Genomic DNA, 20399 nt, shown 5'->3' on the forward strand with positions numbered 1-20399 from the left:
GGCAGTTTTCTACTACCATCTCGCCATCTGCTGGTGAGGGAACATCGCGGACCAGCACGAACAAGTTGGAAAAGGCTCACCACCAACTGGCCTTGTCGATCCCGCCGCCATACCGCTCCCAGCTCAGTCATGTTCGGTAACTGTCGAACATGTTGGGTGTAGTCAGCGGCGATTTGATCAAGGGTTGGTAGTACTTGCAGACGCCTACCAGCAGAAACGACTTGCCGGGGCCCTGTCCCTCCCCGCCACGTGGTTGCCGAGCCGGAGCCCGGCGCGCACCTGCTGCGCGCTACTAACGCCCCCTATGCGCTCCGCAGTCGACCAGCCACCGCGTTCACGCCCGCCTGCGCCTCCCGCCGATCCACACGGGTGGACTCCCCGCCGGCCACGACGTGCTCCCCACCCACCCACACGTCGGTGACCCGCCGCGACCCGGACCCCCACACCAGGTTCGCCAGCAGCTGCGCGTCCGGCGCGTCCAACCCGGTCGCGAACGCCGGGTCGTCCGCGGCGATGTGCACGACATCGCCCCACCGCCCGGCCTCCAGCGAACCGATGTCGGTACGCCCCAGCGCCGACGCCCCACCCCGAGTCGCCATCAGCAACGCCTGCGCCGCCCCGAGCACCGTTGCGTCCATTTTGGACACCCGCGCGAACAGTCCGGCCAGCCGAGCTTCCTCGAACAGGTCCAGGTCGTCGTTGGACGCCGGCCCGTCCGTGCCCAGCCCGACCGACACCCCGGCGGCCAGCATCTCCGGCACGCGCGCGATTCCCGAGGCCAGCTTCGCGTTCGAGCCGGGGCAGTGCGCCACGCCGACGCCGAACGACGCGTACAGCGCGATGTCGTCGTCGGACAGGTGCACGGAGTGTGCGGACAGGACGCGCCCACCCAGCACGTCCGAAGCCTTCAGCAACGCCGGCACCGAGCCGTACTCCGCTCGCTGTGCCTCGTCCTCGAACGGCGACTCGGCGACGTGCACCATCAGCAGCGCCCCGCGAGCTCGCGCCTCGACAGCCACTGCGGTGAGCTGGGCGGCGGACAGCGTGTAGGCGGAGTGCGGGCCGTACGCCAGCTCGATCCGGCCGTCCGCGGAAACCAGCCCGTCGGCGTCGATCCACGTGGAGATCTCGTCGGTCAGCGAGCGCCACGACATGCCCGGCACGTCGAGGATCGCGCCGCCGAACACCACGCGCGAGCCGGCGGCCCGCACCGAAGACACCAGCTCGGGGCCGTGGAAGTACATCTCGGCGGAGGTCGTCACGCCGTGCCGCAGCATCTCGACGGCGCCGAGCAGCATGCCCGTGCCGACGTCGGCGGCGGTCATTCGTGCCTCGTTCGGCCACATCTGCTCCTGCAGCCAGCGCAGCAGCGGCAGGTCGGAGCCCAGGCCGCGCAGCACCGTCATCGGGCTGTGCGCGTGGGTGTTCACGAGGCCCGGCAGGAGGATGCCGGACAACGAACGGACCTCGCCGTCGAACGCGGGTGCGTCAGCGGCACCACCCACGTAGGTGATGCGGCCGTCGACGACGTCCACGACCGCGTCCCTCAGCACGGAGCAGGACGGGTCGCAGGGCAGGACCACCGGGGCGTGGAGGCGCAGTGACATGCGGAGAATCCTGCCACTGTGATGCCGATCACAAGCATGCATGGATCCGCGAAGCGTGGGAATCCTCGTTCTGTCGGGCGCGGGCCGACCCCCAGGGTCCGCCCCGGCCAAAAACTTCTCCCTGACCAAGGGGCTCGCCGAGCACTAACCGGCGGGCCCTTTGTGCTTCCCGAGCAACCAACACGAGAGCGGGGACGTCACAAGATCATGTCGAAGAAGCCGTGCACGTCCAGTGGATCCTTCCGGCGCGCGCAGAAGCCCGCGACCCCCAAGCCGCCTACTCGCCGCTGAGTTGGCATGATCACACCGCACGGTACGGGCGTGATCACGCGGAGGCATCAGTGGCCGACATCGACCCACAGAACGACGACCAGTTCAGCGATGTCGAGATGACGCAGGAGTTCGACGTCATCCGCGACGAGCGGTGAACTAAGAGATCGGCAGTTCGGCGCGGACCTTCCACCCGGTGGGTTCGCGCCGGCCTGCGGAGAACGTGCCTCCCAGCAGTTCCACGCGCTCGCGCATGCCCACGAGCCCGTAACCTCCAGAGCCCCCAACGGGAACGCCCGAAGCGACGCCGTCGTCCTCGACGCCCAATCGCAGCACGCCGTCGCTCGAGGACAGTGACACGTCCACAGAGGACACCGCGGACGCGTGCTTCTGGGTGTTGGTCAAGGACTCCTGCACCAGCCGCAGCACCGATCGGGCCAGCTCCTGTGGCACGGCGTCCTGCAGGTCGAACGAAAGCCGCACCGGCAGCCCGGATTCCACGGCCAGCGAGCGCACGTCGTCCATCAACGACGAAGACGCGGCGGGCCCGGCCGACGATCCGTCCCGCATGGTCCCGACGAGACGCCGCATCGCGGTCAACGCCTCGGTGCCGGAAGAGGCGATGGCCGGCAGCACGTCGACCTCGCGGTTGAGCTGACCTGCTTGCGCGTGCACGACGATCGCGGTCACGTAGTGCGCGACGACGTCGTGCAGCTCCCGCGCCAACGCCATCCGCTCGGCGTTCTGGGCCGCCGCAACGGAAGCCGCGAGTTGGGACCTGCGTTCGTTGTCCCGTGCCCGGAAGTACAGCCCGGTGCCGATGGCCAGCACGAGCATGATGGTCGCGCCGAACAGGTACGACCTCACGTCCGGCTGCCACTCCCGGTACTCGGGCGCCACGATCGGCCAGCCGAGGACCTCCGCGCCGACCATCGCCGCCACCACCAGCACCGTGCCGCTCACCGCTCGCCAGCGCGAGGACTCCCGCACGAGCACCGCGATCGTCGCCATCGCGGCACCGGTCATCGAGATGTTGGCACCGCTGAAGAAGAAGTGCGGTTCGAGGATGACACCGAGAAACCGCATGTAGAGCGCCACGCAGACGATGGCGAACGCCAGTGAGAGCGCCGCGTCGAACGGCCTGCGGGGCGCCAGCACGGCGATCACGCAGATCACCACCACACCGGGCACCTGCCACCAGCCGAGACCACTCGAGATCGAGCCGGTCTCCAGCACCGCGATGCCGGTGAGCGAGAGCGCCAGTGGCCACTGGCGTTTGGCGAGCAACCGCCAGGTCAGATCTGTGCTCTCCACGCGACACACAGTAAAGCCGAAAGGGGCACGCCGCGTCCGACCGGAGGCTAACCCGGCATCAGCCAGAAGGCTGACTGGGCGACCTGCGGAAATACCCTCCCGGCGGATGCCGGATCACGCCCCGGTCACGGACTCTGGAGGAGCGATAGTCGGGGAACGGAGGACGCCATGTTGTCAGTTGTGTTCACTTGGGCCGCCGCGGTGGTCGGCCTGTTGGTCCTTGCGCTGATGGCCCTGTCGGGCGTGATGATCGACTCTCAGCGCTAGGACCCACCAGGAACCAGCGTGTGATGGGGAAGTCAGGCGCTGGTCAGGGAATGTTGCTGGCGGAGCAGCTCCGCCAGCCTGCTGGTCGGTTGCGGACGGGTCTCGTCCAACGCGGCCGTGAACTGTGCCGGTGCACCGGCGCGGGCGCGGTTCGCGGCGGCCGGGTCCAGGCGGAAAGCGGGCCTGGCCGCGGAAGGGCGCTGGCGAGAGCGCAACCACGCGAGGCGGTGCAAGGCTTCCGCGTGGTGGTCCGTGATGGTGACGGCCGCTTTGTCGAACGAGTGCAGCACTGCCGCGTTCAGGTGAACGGTGGCGAAGTCCCGCCACAGCGTGCGTTCGGACGTCGTGTCCAAACCCAACGCTTCGGCGACCTGACGCGCGACGCCGTAAGCACCTTCCTCGGCCAGTGAGCGCGTGCCGATCTCGGCGCCGACGAACCACGAGTTGAACGGTGCCGCCGGATAGGTCACGCCACCGATCGTCAGCCGCATGTTCGAGATGACCGGAACCGCGTGCCAGCGCAGGCCCATCTCGCCGAACCACGGCAGCGTCGGGTGCTCCAACGGAACTTCGTGCACGATCTCGGACGGCAGCGTGAACAGCCGCGGGCCCTCGTGCTGCGTCTCCACCACCAACGGCAGCAGGTCGAAGCGCGACCGGCGGGCCGGCGGCCGCCATCCCATGCCCTGCATGGTTTCGGTGAACTGCGCGTACCGGCGGTCGCCGATCCCGTCGGCATATCCGGCGTACCGGATCAGCTGCTCGTTCCAGATCACCGGCCCGGGAGAACCGGGGGCGTCCGGTGCGAAAACCGTGACCAGCGGCCGAATCTCACCACCGTTCGTGGCCAGCCGCAGGTGTTCCACGCATTCGCCCGCGACCGCGGCGGCGTTGCGATAGCCGCGCAGATCGCGGACTTTGAGCCGGCGCCACGGCACACCTGAGGTGCACCAACCGGAATCTCGCAACGCGATGCGCGCGCCGTACGCGAGTTCGTTGGTCGTGTGGCGGTAGGTTCCGGTCTCGGCGATCTCGGCGCGCACCTGGGCGATGCGGGCGGACAGCGAGCCTGCGTCGGAGTGCGCCGCGTGGAACATGCGGACGAACTCCTCCGCGACGGGGAGGACGTCGGGGGTCACGGAGCGAGACGCTAAGGCCGGAACAGCCTCACGCGTCACTGCCACTCGGGGCATTTCGGGTGATCAACACCCGCCACCTGAACGAGTGAAAGCCAGACCCACCGTGTTCACCCGTACGGCTTGAGACCTCGATCAGGTGAGGTCGTTCCGCCGGAACATCAGGTCGTGCGACACGCGGCCCTCGTTCACCGCCCGCTGCTCGAACTTCGTGACGGGTCGCCAGTCCGGCCGGGGCGCCCAGCCGTCGTACACATTGGTCAGCAAACGTTCGCCGGAACACACCTCGAGCATCTGCTCCGCGTAGTGCTCCCAGTCCGTCGCGAGGTGCAGCACGCCGCCGGGCTCCAGCCGCGAGGCGAGCAGCGCGACGAACTCCGGCTGCACGAGCCGGCGCTTGTGGTGCTTCTTCTTCGGCCACGGGTCCGGGAAGAAGATCCGCACGCCGTGCAAGGAGGCCGGCGCGATGTGTGAGGTCAGCAGGTCGACGGCGTCACCGCGCAACACGCGCAGGTTGTCCAGCCCGCCGAGGTGTTCGCCGCGCAGCAACAACTGGGCGAGTCCCGGCTTGTAGACCTCGACGGCGACGTAGTTCAGCTCGGGCGCGGCGGCCACCAGCTGCGAGGTGGTCTCGCCCATGCCGGACCCGATCTCCAGCAGCACGGGCGCGGAACGGCCGAACCACGAGTCGAAGTCCAGCGGCCCCTCCGGCAACGACTTGACGTCGTTGCCCATCTTCTCCCAGTACGTGTCCCAGGCACGCTCCTGTCCCACGGTCATGCGCTCGCCGCGCTGCACGAAGCTGACGATGGAACGGGGGAACTCAGGCCTGGTCACGACCGGAAAGCCTAAGCGATGAGTTCGATGTCCTCGATTTGAGTCCGCAGGTCAGCGACCGTGAAGTCGATGGGGCGGGCGTGGCCGGGCCCGTGGTGGGCCGGAACCAGGTGAATCCAGCCGCGGTGCGAGTCGGTGAACTGCACGGTCGTCGGCGTCGCGGGTCCGTAGACGCCGCTTTCCGACGGCACGAACTCCCAGTAGCCGATCTCGCCGAAGTCGGCCCACGGCACGAAGACCCAGCCGGGGCGGGCGGACAGGAGCTCGGTCACGGCGTCCTCGATCGCGTGACCTTCGGCACGTGAGGCGAGCTTGCCGCGATCCAGTGCGCGCAGCCACCACGGGGCGGGCGCGTCACCGACGGCGTTCACCGCGCGGTACGCGGCGAGAACCTGCTTTTCGTCGGCCTGGTTGACCCAGGATCGACGGACCTCTGCCGGCGCGCTGGCCAGCTCGGGAGAGTTCGGAACTTCGAGCGCATCAGACCACTCGAGGCTGAGCATTGCTTCGACGTGAACCGCCACAGGCCACCTCCGGCACCGGGATAACCCAATTGAACGCGAATCCAAACGCCGGTGTTGTCCAGAAAGCGGCTTTTCACGGCTTGTTAACAGGGCCCTTACGAAACCTGTGACGCCAGGCACGTTGCGCTGTGAAGTGGAAACACGATGTAGCTGACGTGCCCCTGCTCCCCGCGCTCGCCGTCGTGCTGCCGCTGCTGCTCGCCGCGCAGACGATCGAGGAGCAGGAGTGGCACCTGGACGCGCTCGACGTCTACTCGGCGCAGGACCAGTCGCGCGGGGACGGCGTGATCGTCGCGGTGATCGACTCCGGAGTGGACGCCACACACCCCGACCTCGCCGGACGGGTCTTACCCGGAACCGGGTTCGGCAGCTCGAAGGGCACGGACGGCACGACCGACGTCGACGGCCACGGCACCGGGATGGCCGGGATCATCGCCGCGAACAGCCGCAACGGCGGCGCGCTCGGCATCGCGCCCGGCGCCAAGATCCTCCCGATCGCGAGCGCCGACGAGAAGGAGCAGTTCGCCCTCGACGTCGTCGCGGAGAGCATCAGGTGGGCCTCCGACCACGGTGCCAAGGTCATCAACATGTCGCTCGGCTTCTCCAGCTCGATGACACCGTCGCTGGTCAAGGCCGTGAACTACGCGATCGAGAAGGACATCGTCCTCGTCGCCGCCACCGGCAACGAGGGCAAGGAGGTCTCCGCGCCGGCCAACATCGCCGGCGTGATCGCGGTCGCGGGCACCAACCGCGAGGGCAAGCCGTGGAAGTCGTCCAACGTCGGCACCGACACGGTGCTCGCGGCGCCGGCGGTGAGCATCGTCACCACGGCGCCGGAAAGCGTCTACTCCAGCGGTTATGCCGAGATGGACGGCACGAGCGCGGCGTCGGCGATCGTGTCCGGGGTCGCGGCGCTGGTCCGGGCGAAGCACCCGCAGATGCCCGCGAAGGACGTCGTCAACGCGCTGATCAAGACCGCGCAGGACCTGGCGGATCCCGGCCGGGACGAGGCGACCGGGTTCGGCATGGTCAACCCGATGGGCGCGCTCACCGCGCAGTTCCCGCCCGTGGCCCGGAACCCGTTGCTGCCCGAGCCGAAACCCTCGACCACGCAACCGACTCCGACGCTCGCCGCTCAGCAACCGGTGCAGCCGGTCGTCGAGATGAAGGACCGGCTGCCGTTCGTCGCGGGCGTCGCGGGTGGCACCGCGCTGATGACCGGACTGCTGATCGCCTTGCCCGCCATCAGGTCACGGCGCCGCGAACCCGTTGTCAGTGCGCGTGATACTCCACCGACTCCTTGGTGAGCTGCATGAAGGCGTCCTCCAGCGAGCCGCGCTGAGGGCTGAGCTCGTGCAGCACGATCTGGTTCTCCGCCGCGATCTCACCGATCTGCGGTGCCGGAATCCCGTGCACCACAAGGGCTCCGTCCACCGCGTCCTCGGTCACCGTGGCGTCGGCCGCGAGGATCTCGCGCAGCTTCACGGCGTGCGGTGAACGCACCCGGACGTGGTCCTGGGTGGCGTCGGCGATGAACTGCTCGGTGGTGGTCTGCGAGATCAGCTGGCCCTTGCCGATCACGATGAGGTCCTGCGCGGTCTGGGCCATCTCGGACAGCAGGTGGCTCGACACGAACACCGTGCGGCCCTCGTCCGCGAGCCGGTGCATGAACTGCCGGATCCAGAGGATGCCCTCCGGGTCGAGGCCGTTGACCGGCTCGTCGAACAGCAGCACCTCGGGGTCACCGAGCAACGCGCCCGCGATGCCGAGCCGCTGCGACATGCCGAGCGAGAACCCGCCGGCGTTCTTGTGCGCGACCTCGGTGAGGCCGACGATCTCCAGCACCTCCGCGACCCGGCTGACCGGGATCTTGTTGGAGACCGCCATCCACTTGAGGTGCGATCGCGCGGAACGGTTGGGGTGCACCCACTTCGCGTCGAGCAACGCGCCGACCTTGCGCAGCGGCTGCTTGAGCTCGGCGTAGTGCCTGCCGTCGATCTTGACGTCACCAGCGGTGGGCGTGTCGAGGCCGAGGATCATCCGCATCGTTGTGGACTTGCCGGCGCCGTTCGGTCCGAGGAACCCGGTGACGCGGCCGGGCCGGACGGTGAACGACAGGTCGTCGACGGCCTTGGTCCGGCCGTAGTGCTTGCGCAACCGCACTGCTTCGATCATTGCCTCTCCCGGTTCGCTCAGCAGAACTGACCGGGACCTGGGTCGTCCCCCCGATGGACGACCCAGGTCCCGCTCCCCCTTCATTCGGAACTGGTCACGCGTCCCGTCGCTTCGCGACGATCAGTGCGACCACCAGCAGCGCGACCGCGATGCCGGCGAAGTAGGCCAGCGATCCCCACTGGCTCAGCTTGAAGTCGATCCCGGCTCCGGGCTGTTCGGCCGCGTCGGCGCCGCCGAGCGCCAGGAAGTGGTTGGCGTTCTGGAACGGCAGCCACGCCTGGATCTTCACGCCGACCTTCGGGATGATCCCGATCAGGCCTTCGAGCAGCATGTTCCACACCAGCAGGATCGCCACGGCGCCGGCGGTCTGGCGGACCAGGATGCCCACCGCCATCGCGAGGATCGCGCCGATCCCGAACAGCAGACCGACACCCGCCACGTGCCGCCACTCGGCGCCCGTGTTGATCGCGAGGTCGGACGTCGGCGACATCACCTTGGCCAGGGCCCACGAGCCGAACGCGATGATCTCGCCGAGGACACCCGCGATGAACGCGACCACCACGGTCTTGGCGACCAGCGCGGAGATCCGGTTCGGCACCGCGAGGAACGTGGCGCGGATCGTGCTGAAGCGGTACTCGGTGGTGACCGCGAGCGCCGACATGACCAGCACCACGGCGAGCGCGAGCTGGCTGCTGCCGAACTGGGTGAGGCCGATGGACATCTGGCCGTTCTCGGTGGTGCCCGCGATGATCGCGGTGAGTCCCACGCCCAGGATCAGGGCGAGCGCGCTGCACCAGTACGGCGAACGGGTCGAGAAGAGCTTGATTCTCTCAACTGCCAACAGGGTCATCGCCACTCACTTCCCGATCTCTGCGTGGTACTCGACAGCATCGCCGGTCAACTGCATGAACGCCTCTTCGAGCGAGCCACGCTGCGGGCTGAGCTCGTGCAGAACGACACCGTTGGCAGCGGCGATGTCACCGATCTGGTCACTCGTGGCACCCGATACGGACAACGCGCCGTCCGCGCCGTCACGAACCGTGAAGCCCTTGTCCACGAGCAGCGGGCCGAGCTTGAAGAGCTGAGGGCTGCGCACCAGGACGGAGTTCCCCGTCGAGCGGTCGATGAACTCGGCGGTGCTGCTCTGGGTGATCAGCTTCCCCCGGCCGATCACCACGAGCTCGCTGGCCGTCAGGGCCATTTCGGACAGCAGGTGGCTCGACACCAGGACCGTGCGGCCCTCGGCGGCGAGGTTCTGCATGAACGTGCGGATCCAGAGGATGCCCTCGGGGTCCAGGCCGTTGACCGGCTCGTCGAACAGCAACACCTTCGGGTCGCCGAGCAGTGCCGCGGCGATCCCCAGCCGCTGCGACATGCCGAGCGAGAACCCGCCGGCGTTCTTGCCCGCGACCTGGGTGAGGCCGACCGCTTCGAGCACCGCGTCCACGCGCTTGTCCGGCAGGCCGTTGGACTTGGCGAGCCAGCGCAGGTGAGCGCGGGCGGAGCGGTTCGGGTGCACCCACTTGGCGTCGAGCAGCGCGCCGACCGTCCGCAGTGGACGGTTCAGTTCGGCGTAGGGCTTGCCGTCGATCAGCACGCGGCCTGCCGTCGGACGGTCGAGCCCCAGGATCATCCGCATGGTGGTGGACTTGCCGGCGCCGTTCGGACCGAGGAACCCGGTCACCCGTCCAGGCTGGACGGTGAACGACAGGTCGTCGACCGCGACCGTCCTGCCGTATCTCTTGGTGAGGCCGATTGCCTCGATCATCAGCTTTCCCCTCTCGGTGCTGGAGACAACTCTCCTGCTCCGAGGGGGTCCGCCACATCGACCTGCGGTCTTCGGCCGACGTCAACTTCCGTCGCCCGGTGCCGCTACCTCCGTCGTAGTTGAATGAGCCACATGGGATACACGGAAGCGCCCGAAGGCTGGTGGCGCGAGTTCGTTCTGGCCAAGCCCGCCCGCACCGGCAAGCTCGCGGTCACCCGCAAGGACGGATCACCGCACGTCGCGCCGGTCTGGGTGGATCTCGACGGCCCGGATCTCGTCTTCCTGACCTCGCGCGACACCATCAAGGGCAAGTCGATCCTGCGCGACGGCCGGGTGGCCCTGTGCTTCGACGACGAGATCCCGCCGTTCAACTTCGTGACGATCACCGGCCAGGCGGTCACCGACGAGGACCCCGAGCAGCTGAGGTACTGGGCGGGCCGCACGGCCGCGCGCTACATGGGCGCCGACCAGGCCGACGTGTACGCCGAACGCAACGGCGTGCCGGGCGAGATGGTCGTCCGGGTGAAGATCGACAAGATCGTCGCCAAGAACAACGTCTCCGACTAGGCGGGGAAGAAGCGGGACAGCACCTGCGCCGCACCGTCTTCGAGCACGCTGGGGCCGATCTCGTCGGCCACGGCGTGCACCCGCGCGGGCGCCTGCCCCATCGCGACCCCGAGCGCCGCCCATCGCAGCATCTCGACGTCGTTGCCGCCGTCGCCGATCGCCAGCGTGTCCGAGGCGGAGATCCCCAGCTCCTGCCGCAGCTCCTCCAGTGCCGACCCCTTCGAGACGTTCAGCGGCACCGCGGTCAGCCACGCCTCGGTGTGGTCGACCGACCACTCGACGCCGGGTAGTTCGAGGTCCCGCAAGGCAAAGGACAGCTCGGCCGGCGTGTGGTCGAGCCAGCGCATGACCAGGCGCGGCGTCGGGGTGGCCGCGAGCTCGTCGAACGTCGCCTGCCTCGTCGTGCCCCACAGGTCGCCGGGCAGGAACTCGCCGAGCGACAGGCTGCCGACACCGGTCTGCTCGACCGCGAACACCGTGTCCGGCAGCAGCGCCTGCAGCGTCTTGATCGTCGGGCCGGGGTCGAACGTCGTGCGCTTGGTGACCTCCGCCCGCGCCGGGTCCCACCACACCGCGCCGTTCGAGCAGATGGCGAACGAGGTGGGCACCTGGGCGGCGATCGGGGTGGTGCCGATGACGCTGCGGCCGGTGCTGAGCACGACCAGCGAGCCGTGTTCGGTCACGCGCGTGATGGCCGCTTTGACGGCCGGGGAGATGTCGTTCGAGCCGACATGGGTCAGGGTTCCGTCGATGTCCAGCGCCACCAAGCGCGGTCTCCAGTTCACGTGTCGCCACCCTATGCGATGGTTAGTGAATTGTGGTTCACTAATGCGGTGGCACGACCTCGCACCATCACCGACGAGCGGATCCTGAACGCCGTCGCGGCGGTCATCGACCGGCGCGGACCGGAGTTCACGGTCGCGGACGTGGCAGCCGAGGCCGGGGTGTCGGTCGGGGCGGTGGCGAAGCGGTTCGGGTCGAAGAGCGGCCTGTTGCAGGCGCTGACCAGGGCGGGCACGGAGGAGGTCGTCCGCCGCATGCGCGCGGCGGGCACCGTCCGCGAGGCGCTCTTCACCTGGTTCGACCGGCTGGCCGACCCGGTGGTGGCGACGAACAACCTCGCGCAACTCGGCGTCGACCTGATCGACCCGGACCTGCGGGCATTGCTGGCCAGGCATTACGCGGTGCTGGAGACGGAACTGGAGACCCTGTGCGCGGCCGAGGGGCTGCCGCCGAACGCGGCCCGCGTCCTCGCCGCGCAGGTGTACGGGATCTCGATGGACTGGTCGGTGCGCCCGCGGGGGGAGTTGCTGACACGCATGGCAGAGGACATCGATCTGGTGCTGAAAGGGATGCGCTGATGGCTACCTGGGCGGAGTTCGCGTCTGAACAGCCCGACCTGGCCGCGTTCGTGGAGAGCAGGTTCGCCGCGGACCGGCACGCGTTGATCGCGACGCTGCGCAAGGACGGTGCGCCGCGGATCAGCGGCGTCGAACCGGACTTCACCCGCGGCGAGCTGTGGGCGGGCATGATGCCCGACTCGCTGAAGTCGCGCGATTTGCGCCGCGACCCGCGATTTTCGTTGCACTGCAACACGACGACGGCCTCGATGACGGAGGCGGGCGACGCGAAGATCAGCGGCACCGCCGAGTTCTGGACCGACAAGGACGTCTACCTGAAGGACCTGTTCGACCGCACCGGCTGGGAGCCGAAGCCCGAGGAGATCGACCTGTTCCGGTTCGACGTCACCGAGGTCGTGTCGCTCACCGTCGAGGGCGACGGGATGATCGTCCTCTCCTGGCACGAGGGAAGGGGAACTCGACGTGTCACGAAGAAGTGAGCCCGATCTGAGCGGAAAGGTCGCGGTCGTCACCGGCGCCACGCGAGGTGCGGGACGGGCCATCGCGGTCGAGTTGGGTGCGGCTGGAGCCACCGTGTTCGTCGGTGGGCGCACCACGCGCGACCAGCAGTCCGAGGTCGGCCGCGCCGAGACGATCGAGGAGACCGCGGAACTGGTCACCAAAGCCGGCGGCGAGGGCATCGCCGTCCGGTGTGACTTCACGGATCCGTCCGATGTGGACGCTTTCGCCGCGCGCGTCGACCGGCTCGACATCTTCGTGAACAACGCCTGGGGCGGCGAGAACCTCGTCGAATGGGGCAAGTTCTGGGAGCACGACCTCGACAAGCAGCTGCACATGTGGCGCAACGGCGTCGAGACGCACCTGGTGGCGTTGCACAAGCTGATGCCGATCCTCGTGCGCTCTGACGACGGGCTCGTGGTCGAGGTGACCGATGGCGAGGACGGCAAGCCCTACTACGTGAACCTGACCTATGACGCGGTGAAGTCATCGGTGCGTCGGTTCGGCGACATTCTGGCGAGGGATCTCAAGGACGTCCCCGGCGTCACCGCGTTCTCCGCGACCCCGGGTTTCCTCAGGTCCGAGCAGATGCTGGAGAACTTCGGAGTGACAGAGGCGAACTGGCGCGACGCGGTCGAGAAGGTGCCGGACTACGCGCTGTCCGAGACACCGCACTACCTCGGCCGCGGCCTCGCGCACCTCGCTGCGGACAAGGACCGCGAGAGGTTCGCAGGGCAGTGCCTGTCGTCGTGGCGGCTGATGCGCGAGTACGGGTTCACCGACCTCGACGGCTCGCAGCCCGACTGGGGACGCTGGCACGACGAGGTGGTGGAGCCGGGGCTGGACCGGTCCACTGTGGACGTCTCGAAGTACCGTTAGTGACGCGCTAGGCGTCGCCGGGCCGGACGAGACCGGTTTCGTAGGCCAGCACCACGGCCTGCACCCGGTCTCGCAGTTCCAGCTTGGCCAGGATCCGTCCGACGTGCGTCTTCACCGTCGCCTCGGACAGGAAGAGCTTCCGGGCGATCTCGGTGTTCGACAGGCCCTTCGCGATCAGCACGAGCACCTCGCGCTCGCGTTCGGTCAGCACGTCGAGCATCGAGGCGTCCCGAAGCTCACCGCCGCCGTCGCCGAGGAACCGTCCCAGCAGGCGCTTGGTCACCGACGGCGACACCACCGCGTCGCCGGAGGCCACCGCGCGTAACGCCGACACCAGGTCGGACGGCGGGGTGTCCTTCAGCAGGAACCCGCTGGCGCCGTTGCGCAGCGCGGACAGCGCGTACTCGTCCATGTCGAACGTCGTCATGACCAGCACCTTGGCGGTGTCGGCCGCGGCGATGCGCTTGGTCGCCTCGACGCCGTCCAGCACCGGCATGCGGACGTCCATCAGCACGACGTCGGGGCGCAGTTTGTCCGCCATCTGCACGGCGTCCAGGCCGTCGGCGGCCTCGCCGACGACGTCGATGTCCTCCTGCGCCCCCAGCACCATGCGGAAGCCCATGCGCATGAGTTCCTGGTCGTCGACCAGCAGCACCCGAATCACTCGATCACCCTATGCGGCCAGTGGGAAGACCGCGCGCACGCGCCAGCCCCCGCCGGGGTTGGGGCCTGCCTCGAACTCGCCACCCAGCACCGCAGCCCTTTCCCTCATACCGATCAGTCCGTTGCCGCCCGAGACCTTGACCACGTCGTGCGGCGTGCCGAAGCCGTTGTCAACGACTTCGAGCCGCAGTTCCTCCGGCGAACGCGCCAGCCGGACGGTCGCGGTCGAGCCCGCTCCGGCGTGCTTGATGGTGTTCGTCAGCGCTTCCTGCACGATCCGGTAGACGCTCAGCCCCACGCCGACGGGCAGGTCGTCCACGTCACCGTTGATCTCCAGGCGCACCGGCACGCCGGCCGCGCGGGTGTTCTCGGCGAGTTCGACCACACCGCGTGCGTCGGGTTGTGGAGCCCACTGCGTTTCGGCGTCCTCGCTGCGCAGCACACCCAGCAGCCGTCGCATCTCGGTCAGCGCGAGCCGGCCGGTCTCGGCGATCGTGCGGACCGCGTTCTCGGCGACCTCGGGCTGTGACCTGATCGTGTAGGCGGCACCGTCCGCGTGAACGATCATCACGCTGACCGCGTGCGCGACCACGTCGTGCAGTTCGCGCGCTATGCGGGAGCGTTCCTCACCCACCGCGATCTGGGCCTGCTGGTCGCGTTCGGTCTCCAGGAGCTTGAGGCGTTGTTCCAGTTCGCCCTGGTAGGCGCGGCGGGCACCGACGAACTCGCCCATCGCCCAGCTGAACCCGAAGATCACGAAGATCATGAAGACGAGGAGGATGGCCTGGAGGTCGCCGACCTGGAAGATCGCCCACAGCAACGTGCCCGCGAGCAGCCAGGCCGAATAGATCAACGCCGACTTGCGGCCGATGTACGCGACCAGCGTGTACAGCGCGATGGCCAGCGCGAAGTCGGACATCCGGACCGGGATGCCGGCCTCGCCGCCGTGGGTGAAGAGCTGCAGGAACCCGCCCGCGAGGATCAGGTAGCTGGTGCCGAGCGGGTGGTAGCGCCGGAACGGCAGCGGTCCGAGCATCAGCAACGTGACGGCGAGGAACGCCGAGAACGACACCCCGCGGTCGATCCCGCTGATGCCGACACCCAGGTCGAAGATCAGTAAAAGCCCGGTGATCAGGGAGTCCCCGAACGCCGGGTGAGCCTTCATCCACAGGCTGAACCTCCGCACCGGACAAGGTTAGGTCCGGTGCGAACTTCCGCGCGTCGCGCCACGGAATGACGCTGCGTACGACTTGAGTGTGAGTTATTGTATCGAGGGGTCGATACAAAGATTTGGGGGAACCGTGCGCGAGATCAATCCGTGGATCGCCATGGCCGCGTTCGTCGCCACCGGCCTGTTGATACTGGCCGTCCTGTGGCCGAACGAGGCGAACGGCGCACGTCTGCTGAAGAAGTGGGGTGTGGCCGAGCCGGACGCCGCGCAGGCGCATGAGGGGCTGCTGTACCTCAGGCGCCGCCGGTTGCTCTACCCGTGGCTCTACGCGGCGCTCTACTTCGTGCCGAAGTGGGGCGACGACGTGGACCAGATCATGGTCGTCGTGCTCGCCGGCACTCTGCTCGCGGAGCTGCTGGCGCTGCGCCCGCAGCGCGGTGCTCGTCGTGAGGCGCTGCTCACCCCGCGTGGGCTGTTCGACTTCGCGTCGAAGTGGGTGGTGGGCTCGTACGCCGTGTTCGTGCTGGGGGCCGCGATCTACCTGGTGATCCACCCGCGGTGGACGGCGCTCGCCTGGCTCGCGGGGTCCGTGCTCGCGGTCGGGCTGATCATCTGGACGGCCGTCGTGCGGCCGGCCGGCGGTGACCAGGCCGTCGACCTGGCGTTGCGCACCCGCAGCGTGCACGTCGCGGCGGGGCTCGGTACGGCGGTCGTGGGCGGCCTGGTCCATCCCTGGGTGGGCGTGCTCGGCCTGCTCGCGTGGATCTCGATGGCGAACACGACTCCGCAATCGGCGAAGATCGCGAAGTGAGTGCTCCGCGAATCGTCGTCGACGTCGACAACGGCGTCGCGCCCTGGCGTCAGGTGCGCGACCAGCTGGTGCGGTTGATCAGCGGTGGGGTGCTGCCGATCGGGTCGCGGTTGCCGACCATCCGCCAGCTCGCCGCCGACCTCGGGCTGGCCGCGGGCACCGTCGCGCGGGCGTACCGGGAGCTGGAGACCGAAGGCGTGCTCACGACAGGACGAAGGCAGGGCACCGTGGTGGCTGCCCTGCCTTCGCATGCACCGGACCCGCTCTCCGCCGCCGCGGCGGAGTACGTCGCCGTAGCTCGGTCGCTCGGCGCCAGTGAGGGGGAGGCACTGAACGCCGTGCGAGCCCACTACGTGGGTGAGTAAGGCGACTCGATCTTGGGCGCGGGTCGCGGTTCGCCGACGTGCGCGTGGCGTTCCTCGTAGATGCGGTGTTCCTCGGCCATCTGGTCCGCTAGCTGCTGCTGCAGTTGGCGATCCCGAATCCTGGCCAGGATCGCCATCGTGACGCCGTGAGCCAGTGCCAGCAGCAACAGCACCACGCCCAGCTTCACGACCACGTTCTTCACCGGGTCGCCGGTCTCGACGTTGATGATCGACACCAGCGCCAGCAGGCCGAGCACGACGAGGTGGAACAGGACGGCCGTCAACTTCATCATGGCGCCGGCCTGTTCGTCGTCGTACGCGGCGCGCTTCAAATATCCCTTGCCGCTGTGGTAGATCAGCTGGCCGTCGACCACGACCAGGACGATCCCCAGCACTAGGAACGTCACGTAGCTGTCACCCATGCGCTGTGGCTACCCGCGCACGCACGCGTACAAACCGTGGCACGATCAGTGCCCGTGACAGCGTTGCAAGGACAACAACTGGCCGGACCGCTATGTGCGGCGGTGGCCAACTTGTGTGTTGCCTTGCAACCTCAGGTCTCTCAGCAGACCGCTCGTGGTTTCCAGGAAGTGTTGCGCCGGTTGCACGCGCCGTTGCAGGTCGCGGTGGCCGGGCGGATCAAGTCCGGCAAGTCGACGCTGGTCAACGCGTTGATCGGGCGCCGGGTCGCGCCCACCGACATCGGTGAGTGCACACGACTCGTCACGCGCTATCAATACGGAACGGTCGACCGCATCGAAGTCGTTCTCAAGGACGGACGACGTCAGGTGCTGCCGTTCGACGCGAACGGCATGATCCCCGCTTCTCTTGGCGTGGAAGGCGTTTCGCACATCGAGGCGTACCTGACCAACGCCGTGCTGCGGGACTTCACCGTCATCGACACACCGGGGCTGGGGTCCTTGGACGCGGCGTCGGTCGCGCGCACCGAGGAGTTGCTGGACCCCGTGTCGCGCAACGCGGTCGCCGGTGCCGAGGCGGTTCTCTACGTCGTGACGCAGGGCGTGCGCGCGGACGACCACTCGACGTTGGCCGCGTTCACCGCAGCCACCGCGTCCCGGGAGGCGGGGCCGGTCAACGCCATCGCCGCGTTGAACAAGGTCGACGCCGTGGCGCCGGAAACCGTCGAGGGTTCGGACGGGGACGTGTGGCGGGCCGCGGAGATCCTGGCCGGCAAGCAGGCACAGCTGCTGAAGCCGCGGGTCGCGGACGTGCTGCCGGTGATCAGCCTGCTCGCCGAGTCGGCCGAGACGGGCGAGTTCACCTCGGCGGACGCGGAGGCGTTGCGGCAGCTCGCGGGGTTGGACGCGGACACCCGCACGATGATGCTGATGGCCGGCGACCTCTTCACCTCCTGGGACTGCGACGTCCCGGCGGGGCTGCGGTCGCGGTTGCTGGAGAAGCTCGACCTCTACGGCATCGGGCGCGCTCTCGCCGCTCTGGACGCCGAACCCTCGTTGACCACCGGTGCGTTGCGCCGGGTGCTGTTCGACGCGTCCGGGTTCGCCGCCGTCCGAGGCCGGCTGGACGCGGTGTTCCGGGCGCGGGCCGACGGCATCAAGGCTGCGGCGGCGCTGGCGTCCGTCACCTCGCTGGCCTCGGGCGATCCCGGCGAACGGCAGCGGGTGCACGACGCGATCGAGGTGCTGCTGGCCCGGCCGGAAGCACACCAGCTGCGGCTGCTGGAGGCGTTGACGCTGGTGTCGTCCGGCGCCGTGACGCTGGCCCCGGACCTGACCGAGGAAGTGCTGCGGTTCGGCAGCACCCCGGACGTGGCCGGTCAGCTGGGTCTGCGCGGCCGTCCTGTTGCCGACCTGGTCGCCCACGCGCTGGAACGGGCCGGTTGGTGGCGTTCGTTCGCGTCGTTCGGCGCCACGCCGGCGCAGGCTCGAGTGGCGCACGTCGTCCACCGGGCGTATTTCCTCATCTGGCAGCAACTACGTGCTGGGGGGCACCGATGAGCGTGAACGGAACCGATCCGACCGAAATGACGTCGGATGACGGTGTGGAGACCATTGCCGACGAGCTGCTCGACCAGGCGCTGGCCGAACGCCGCGCGCTGGTCCAGCTGTGCCTGTACGCGCTGGACCGCGCCAGTGCCGGCGTGGTCGCACGCATCGAGGAAGGTCTGTCGTCCATAGGAGTCGTGGCCCTGCGCGCCGACGGTGAACGCTTCGACCCGTCGCAGCACGAGGCCGCCGGCACCGTGCCGACGGACGACAAGTCGCTGCTGGGCCTGGTCGCCGAGACCGAGGTGCCGGGCTTCTGCGACCGCGGCCGCGTCCTGCGGGCCCCGATCGTGACGGTCTACACGGCGCGATGAGCAACCTCTCCCAGACCGTCCATCAGACGCGCGAACGCCTCACCTCTCTCGTGCGCGAGCTGGACCCCGCGCTGGCCGACTGGGTCAATCGTCGTGCGGCACCCGAGGTGTCGTCCGTGGTGATCGTCGGCGAGACGAACCGCGGCAAGTCCTCGCTGGTCAACGCCCTGCTCGCCACTCCGGGCCTGTCGCCGGTCGACGCGGACGTGGCCACCTCCACCTACCTGGTCTTCCAGCACGGCCCTGCCTGGGCGGCCCGCGCCTGTTATCCCGGCCTGCTCGCACCGGTGTCGTTCCCGCTGCCCGCCTTGATCAACTGGGTGTCCGCGGCCCACGACCTGCCTCCCGGCGAACTGCCCCCGCGCTACGTCGAGGTCGACGCCCCGATCCCGTTGCTGGAACGAATGTCCGTTGTGGACACTCCAGGCGTCGGCGGCCTCGAGTCGGTGCACGGCGAACTCGCTCTGGAAGCCGTCACCTCGGCCACGGCCCTGGTCTTCGTCGTCGACGCCTCGTCCCCGTTCACCCGCGGCGAGCTCGACTTCCTCAAGCGCGTCGGCGACCGCGTCGAAACCGTGGTGTTCGCGCTGACCAAGACCGACCAGTACCGCGGCTGGCGCCAGGTCCTCGACGCCGACCGCGCTCGCCTGGCCGAACACGCCCCGCGCTTCGCCGACGCGACCTTCTTCCCGGTGTCGTCGCGCATGTTCGACATGGCTTCGGGTGCTCCCAACCCCGACGCCGCCGCCATGCTCCGCGAACGTTCCGGCATCGCTTCGCTGCAGACCTCGCTGCAGGAACTGGTCAGCGGCTGCGCCGGCATGCTCGCCGAAGCCAACGCCCTGCGCGCGCTGTCCACCGTGCTCGACGAGCTTGTTGTGCGCTTGGAACACGAGAAGCGCGCTCTGTCCGTGGGCGAGGACGAGGCTGTGGTGCTGCGCGCCCGCCGCGAGGAACTGCAAACCGAGCGTCGGTCCTCCACCCGAGGCTGGCAGGTCCGCCTGCGCGGCGAGATCCAACGCGCCCGCGTGGAGAACTCCCACGAGATCTCCCGCCAGATGCGCGACCTGCAAACCTGGTACCGCCAGGCCATCGACCAGGCCGACCGCACCGCGTTGGCGTCCCTGCCGCAGCAGGTCGACACCGCCCTGCAGGTGGTGTCCGGCCGCATCTCCACCGCGCTGTCCGTGCGCCTCGCCCAGGTCGCCGACGCCGTCCTGGCATCCCTGTTCAGCGCCGACGAGCTGACCCTGATCCGCGGCCAGTTCGCCCGCGGCGAGCAACCCCCGGTCGTGTTGCGCCCCAAGGAAAAGCGCCCACCCACAGCCGAGGACAAGCTCCTGGTGTTCATGGGCGTCTCCGGCGGCCTGGGCGCCGGCAAACTGGCCGTCATGCCCCTGGCCGGCCTGGGCATCGCCGTCCTGAACCCGATCGTGCTGCCCGTGACCATCGCCCTGGGCCTCGGCGCGGGCTGGTGGATGGCCCGCACGCGCACTCACACCGCCGAAAAACAGCACGTCAAGCAGTGGCTGTCCGACGCCATCGCCGACGCTCGCTCCACAGTGGACCAACTGGCCGCCGAACAGCTCATCGAAGCCGAGCAGGCGCTGTCGTTGGCGCTGGACGAGGCCCTGGCCAAGCGCATCGAGGCCATCGAGGCCGAACTGCGCGAGGTGGACCGCGCGCTGCGGATGGAGGCGGGCGAGCGGGGCCGCGAGCTGCAGTCCGTGACCCGGCAGCTGGCCGAGGTGGAGTCGGGGCGCGCGAAGGCGGAAGAGTTGCTGGGGCGAATTCGGTCGGTTCGCGACAGGGCCTGAAAGACCATCAACGAGCGGTCCGCACAGG

At 68.7% G+C, this 20399-nt stretch carries 23 protein-coding genes; 11 read left to right on the forward strand and 12 right to left on the reverse strand.

The features are described from left to right. Positions 1-302 precede the first annotated feature (302 nt). Complete coding sequence (locus G7043_RS23575; RefSeq protein WP_166048828.1) at positions 303-1607, reverse strand: amidohydrolase family protein; 1305 nt, start codon at positions 1605-1607, stop codon at positions 303-305. A gap of 221 nt (positions 1608-1828) precedes the next feature. On the opposite strand from G7043_RS23575, the gene G7043_RS23580 reads away from it, so the two are divergent. After that, a complete protein-coding gene (locus G7043_RS23580; protein ID WP_166048830.1) occupies positions 1829-2035 on the forward strand; it encodes a hypothetical protein in 207 nt (68 codons plus the stop codon). A 1-nt stretch (position 2036) separates the two neighbouring features. On the opposite strand, the gene G7043_RS23585 is transcribed toward G7043_RS23580, so the two are convergent. The 4 genes from G7043_RS23585 to G7043_RS23600 all read right to left on the reverse strand — a co-directional run bounded on the left by G7043_RS23585 (position 2037) and on the right by G7043_RS23600 (position 5955). Beyond that, complete coding sequence (locus G7043_RS23585; RefSeq protein ID WP_166048832.1) at positions 2037-3191, reverse strand: sensor histidine kinase; 1155 nt, start codon at positions 3189-3191, stop codon at positions 2037-2039. Between the two features lie 299 nt (positions 3192-3490). Next, positions 3491-4597 carry a nitric oxide synthase oxygenase gene (locus tag G7043_RS23590; RefSeq protein WP_313888042.1) on the reverse strand — a complete coding sequence of 369 codons (1107 nt, stop codon included), beginning with the start codon at positions 4595-4597 and terminating at the stop codon, positions 3491-3493. Between the two features lie 132 nt (positions 4598-4729). Beyond that, positions 4730-5374 (reverse strand): tRNA (guanosine(46)-N7)-methyltransferase TrmB, encoded by a 645-nt coding sequence (gene trmB, locus G7043_RS23595; RefSeq protein WP_242642614.1) that lies wholly within the window; start codon positions 5372-5374, stop codon positions 4730-4732. A 68-nt stretch (positions 5375-5442) separates the two neighbouring features. After that, positions 5443-5955, reverse strand: a complete 513-nt coding sequence (locus tag G7043_RS23600) for a hypothetical protein (RefSeq protein ID WP_313888043.1) — start codon at positions 5953-5955, stop codon at positions 5443-5445. A 155-nt stretch (positions 5956-6110) separates the two neighbouring features. On the opposite strand from G7043_RS23600, the gene mycP reads away from it, so the two are divergent. After that, the gene (gene mycP, locus G7043_RS23605; protein ID WP_166048840.1) at positions 6111-7262 is read left to right on the forward strand and encodes a type VII secretion-associated serine protease mycosin; all 1152 of its coding nucleotides are present in this window, start codon (positions 6111-6113) and stop codon (positions 7260-7262) included. On the opposite strand, the gene G7043_RS23610 is transcribed toward mycP, so the two are convergent. The 3 genes from G7043_RS23610 to G7043_RS23620 all read right to left on the reverse strand — a co-directional run bounded on the left by G7043_RS23610 (position 7228) and on the right by G7043_RS23620 (position 9898). Next, positions 7228-8130, reverse strand: coding sequence for an ATP-binding cassette domain-containing protein (locus G7043_RS23610; protein ID WP_166048842.1), 903 nt, complete (start codon positions 8128-8130; stop codon positions 7228-7230). The genes mycP and G7043_RS23610 overlap by 35 nt on opposite strands. Before the next feature lie 94 nt (positions 8131-8224). Further along, a complete protein-coding gene (locus tag G7043_RS23615; RefSeq protein ID WP_166048845.1) occupies positions 8225-8980 on the reverse strand; it encodes a hypothetical protein in 756 nt (251 codons plus the stop codon). 6 nt (positions 8981-8986) lie between these two features. Further along, on the reverse strand, positions 8987-9898 hold the full coding sequence (locus tag G7043_RS23620) for an ABC transporter ATP-binding protein (RefSeq protein WP_166048847.1): 912 nt from the start codon (positions 9896-9898) through the stop codon (positions 8987-8989). 132 nt (positions 9899-10030) lie between these two features. Between G7043_RS23620 and G7043_RS23625 the strand changes: the two genes are divergently transcribed. Beyond that, positions 10031-10465, forward strand: a complete 435-nt coding sequence (locus G7043_RS23625; RefSeq protein WP_166048849.1) for a PPOX class F420-dependent oxidoreductase — start codon at positions 10031-10033, stop codon at positions 10463-10465. Here the strand turns inward: G7043_RS23625 and G7043_RS23630 are convergent. Continuing rightward, complete coding sequence (locus G7043_RS23630) at positions 10462-11250, reverse strand: HAD family hydrolase (RefSeq protein WP_166048851.1); 789 nt, start codon at positions 11248-11250, stop codon at positions 10462-10464. The two genes, G7043_RS23625 and G7043_RS23630, sit on opposite strands and share 4 nt — an antisense overlap. Before the next feature lie 48 nt (positions 11251-11298). On the opposite strand from G7043_RS23630, the gene G7043_RS23635 reads away from it, so the two are divergent. Genes G7043_RS23635 through G7043_RS23645 form a run of 3 tightly spaced genes read left to right on the forward strand, consistent with a single transcriptional unit; the run spans position 11299 to position 13203 of the window. Further along, positions 11299-11826 carry a TetR/AcrR family transcriptional regulator gene (locus G7043_RS23635; protein ID WP_166048853.1) on the forward strand — a complete coding sequence of 176 codons (528 nt, stop codon included), beginning with the start codon at positions 11299-11301 and terminating at the stop codon, positions 11824-11826. Next, positions 11826-12305: a pyridoxamine 5'-phosphate oxidase family protein gene (locus G7043_RS23640; RefSeq protein ID WP_207311581.1), complete on the forward strand. Its 480-nt coding sequence runs from the start codon at positions 11826-11828 to the stop codon at positions 12303-12305. The genes G7043_RS23635 and G7043_RS23640 overlap by 1 nt, the downstream gene beginning before the upstream one ends. Further along, positions 12289-13203 carry an SDR family oxidoreductase gene (locus G7043_RS23645; protein WP_166048855.1) on the forward strand — a complete coding sequence of 305 codons (915 nt, stop codon included), beginning with the start codon at positions 12289-12291 and terminating at the stop codon, positions 13201-13203. Before G7043_RS23640 ends, G7043_RS23645 begins: the two co-directional genes overlap by 17 nt. Before the next feature lie 7 nt (positions 13204-13210). Here the strand turns inward: G7043_RS23645 and G7043_RS23650 are convergent, their stop codons facing one another. Further along, positions 13211-13867: a response regulator gene (locus G7043_RS23650; RefSeq protein ID WP_086661435.1), complete on the reverse strand. Its 657-nt coding sequence runs from the start codon at positions 13865-13867 to the stop codon at positions 13211-13213. 9 nt (positions 13868-13876) lie between these two features. Beyond that, the gene (locus G7043_RS23655) at positions 13877-15052 is read right to left on the reverse strand and encodes a sensor histidine kinase (RefSeq protein ID WP_313888044.1); all 1176 of its coding nucleotides are present in this window, start codon (positions 15050-15052) and stop codon (positions 13877-13879) included. Between the two features lie 115 nt (positions 15053-15167). On the opposite strand from G7043_RS23655, the gene G7043_RS23660 reads away from it, so the two are divergent. After that, a complete protein-coding gene (locus tag G7043_RS23660; RefSeq protein ID WP_166048857.1) occupies positions 15168-15848 on the forward strand; it encodes a hypothetical protein in 681 nt (226 codons plus the stop codon). Further along, the gene (locus G7043_RS23665; protein WP_166048859.1) at positions 15845-16213 is read left to right on the forward strand and encodes a GntR family transcriptional regulator; all 369 of its coding nucleotides are present in this window, start codon (positions 15845-15847) and stop codon (positions 16211-16213) included. The genes G7043_RS23660 and G7043_RS23665 overlap by 4 nt, the downstream gene beginning before the upstream one ends. Here the strand turns inward: G7043_RS23665 and G7043_RS23670 are convergent. Next, positions 16198-16635, reverse strand: coding sequence for a hypothetical protein (locus tag G7043_RS23670; protein WP_166048861.1), 438 nt, complete (start codon positions 16633-16635; stop codon positions 16198-16200). The two genes, G7043_RS23665 and G7043_RS23670, sit on opposite strands and share 16 nt — an antisense overlap. 54 nt (positions 16636-16689) lie before the next feature. On the opposite strand from G7043_RS23670, the gene G7043_RS23675 reads away from it, so the two are divergent. From G7043_RS23675 to G7043_RS23685, 3 genes are read left to right on the forward strand one after another with little or no spacing between them, the layout of a single operon-like run. After that, positions 16690-18192 (forward strand): dynamin family protein, encoded by a 1503-nt coding sequence (locus tag G7043_RS23675; protein ID WP_166048862.1) that lies wholly within the window; start codon positions 16690-16692, stop codon positions 18190-18192. Further along, entirely contained in the window at positions 18189-18554 is a 366-nt protein-coding gene (gene grpE / locus G7043_RS23680; RefSeq protein WP_166048864.1) for a nucleotide exchange factor GrpE, read from the forward strand. The genes G7043_RS23675 and grpE overlap by 4 nt, the downstream gene beginning before the upstream one ends. Beyond that, on the forward strand, positions 18551-20371 hold the full coding sequence (locus G7043_RS23685) for a dynamin family protein (protein WP_166048872.1): 1821 nt from the start codon (positions 18551-18553) through the stop codon (positions 20369-20371). Before grpE ends, G7043_RS23685 begins: the two co-directional genes overlap by 4 nt. The last annotated feature ends 28 nt before the right edge of the window (positions 20372-20399 follow it).

The organism is Lentzea alba, from assembly GCF_011067745.1.
GTDB lineage: Bacteria > Actinomycetota > Actinomycetes > Mycobacteriales > Pseudonocardiaceae > Lentzea > Lentzea alba.

Coding starts and splice junctions, on each gene's coding strand:
- G7043_RS23685 (WP_166048872.1), top strand. CDS start 18,551: ATGAGCAACCTCTCCCAGACCGTCCATCAGACGCGCGAACGCCTCACC.
- G7043_RS23640 (WP_207311581.1), top strand. CDS start 11,826: ATGGCTACCTGGGCGGAGTTCGCGTCTGAACAGCCCGACCTGGCCGCG.
- trmB (WP_242642614.1), bottom strand. CDS start 5,374: ATGACCGTGGGACAGGAGCGTGCCTGGGACACGTACTGGGAGAAGATG.
- G7043_RS23620 (WP_166048847.1), bottom strand. CDS start 9,898: ATGATCGAGGCAATCGGCCTCACCAAGAGATACGGCAGGACGGTCGCG.
- G7043_RS23625 (WP_166048849.1), top strand. CDS start 10,031: ATGGGATACACGGAAGCGCCCGAAGGCTGGTGGCGCGAGTTCGTTCTG.
- grpE (WP_166048864.1), top strand. CDS start 18,189: ATGAGCGTGAACGGAACCGATCCGACCGAAATGACGTCGGATGACGGT.
- G7043_RS23610 (WP_166048842.1), bottom strand. CDS start 8,130: ATGATCGAAGCAGTGCGGTTGCGCAAGCACTACGGCCGGACCAAGGCC.
- G7043_RS23670 (WP_166048861.1), bottom strand. CDS start 16,635: ATGGGTGACAGCTACGTGACGTTCCTAGTGCTGGGGATCGTCCTGGTC.
- G7043_RS23615 (WP_166048845.1), bottom strand. CDS start 8,980: ATGACCCTGTTGGCAGTTGAGAGAATCAAGCTCTTCTCGACCCGTTCG.
- G7043_RS23575 (WP_166048828.1), bottom strand. CDS start 1,607: ATGTCACTGCGCCTCCACGCCCCGGTGGTCCTGCCCTGCGACCCGTCC.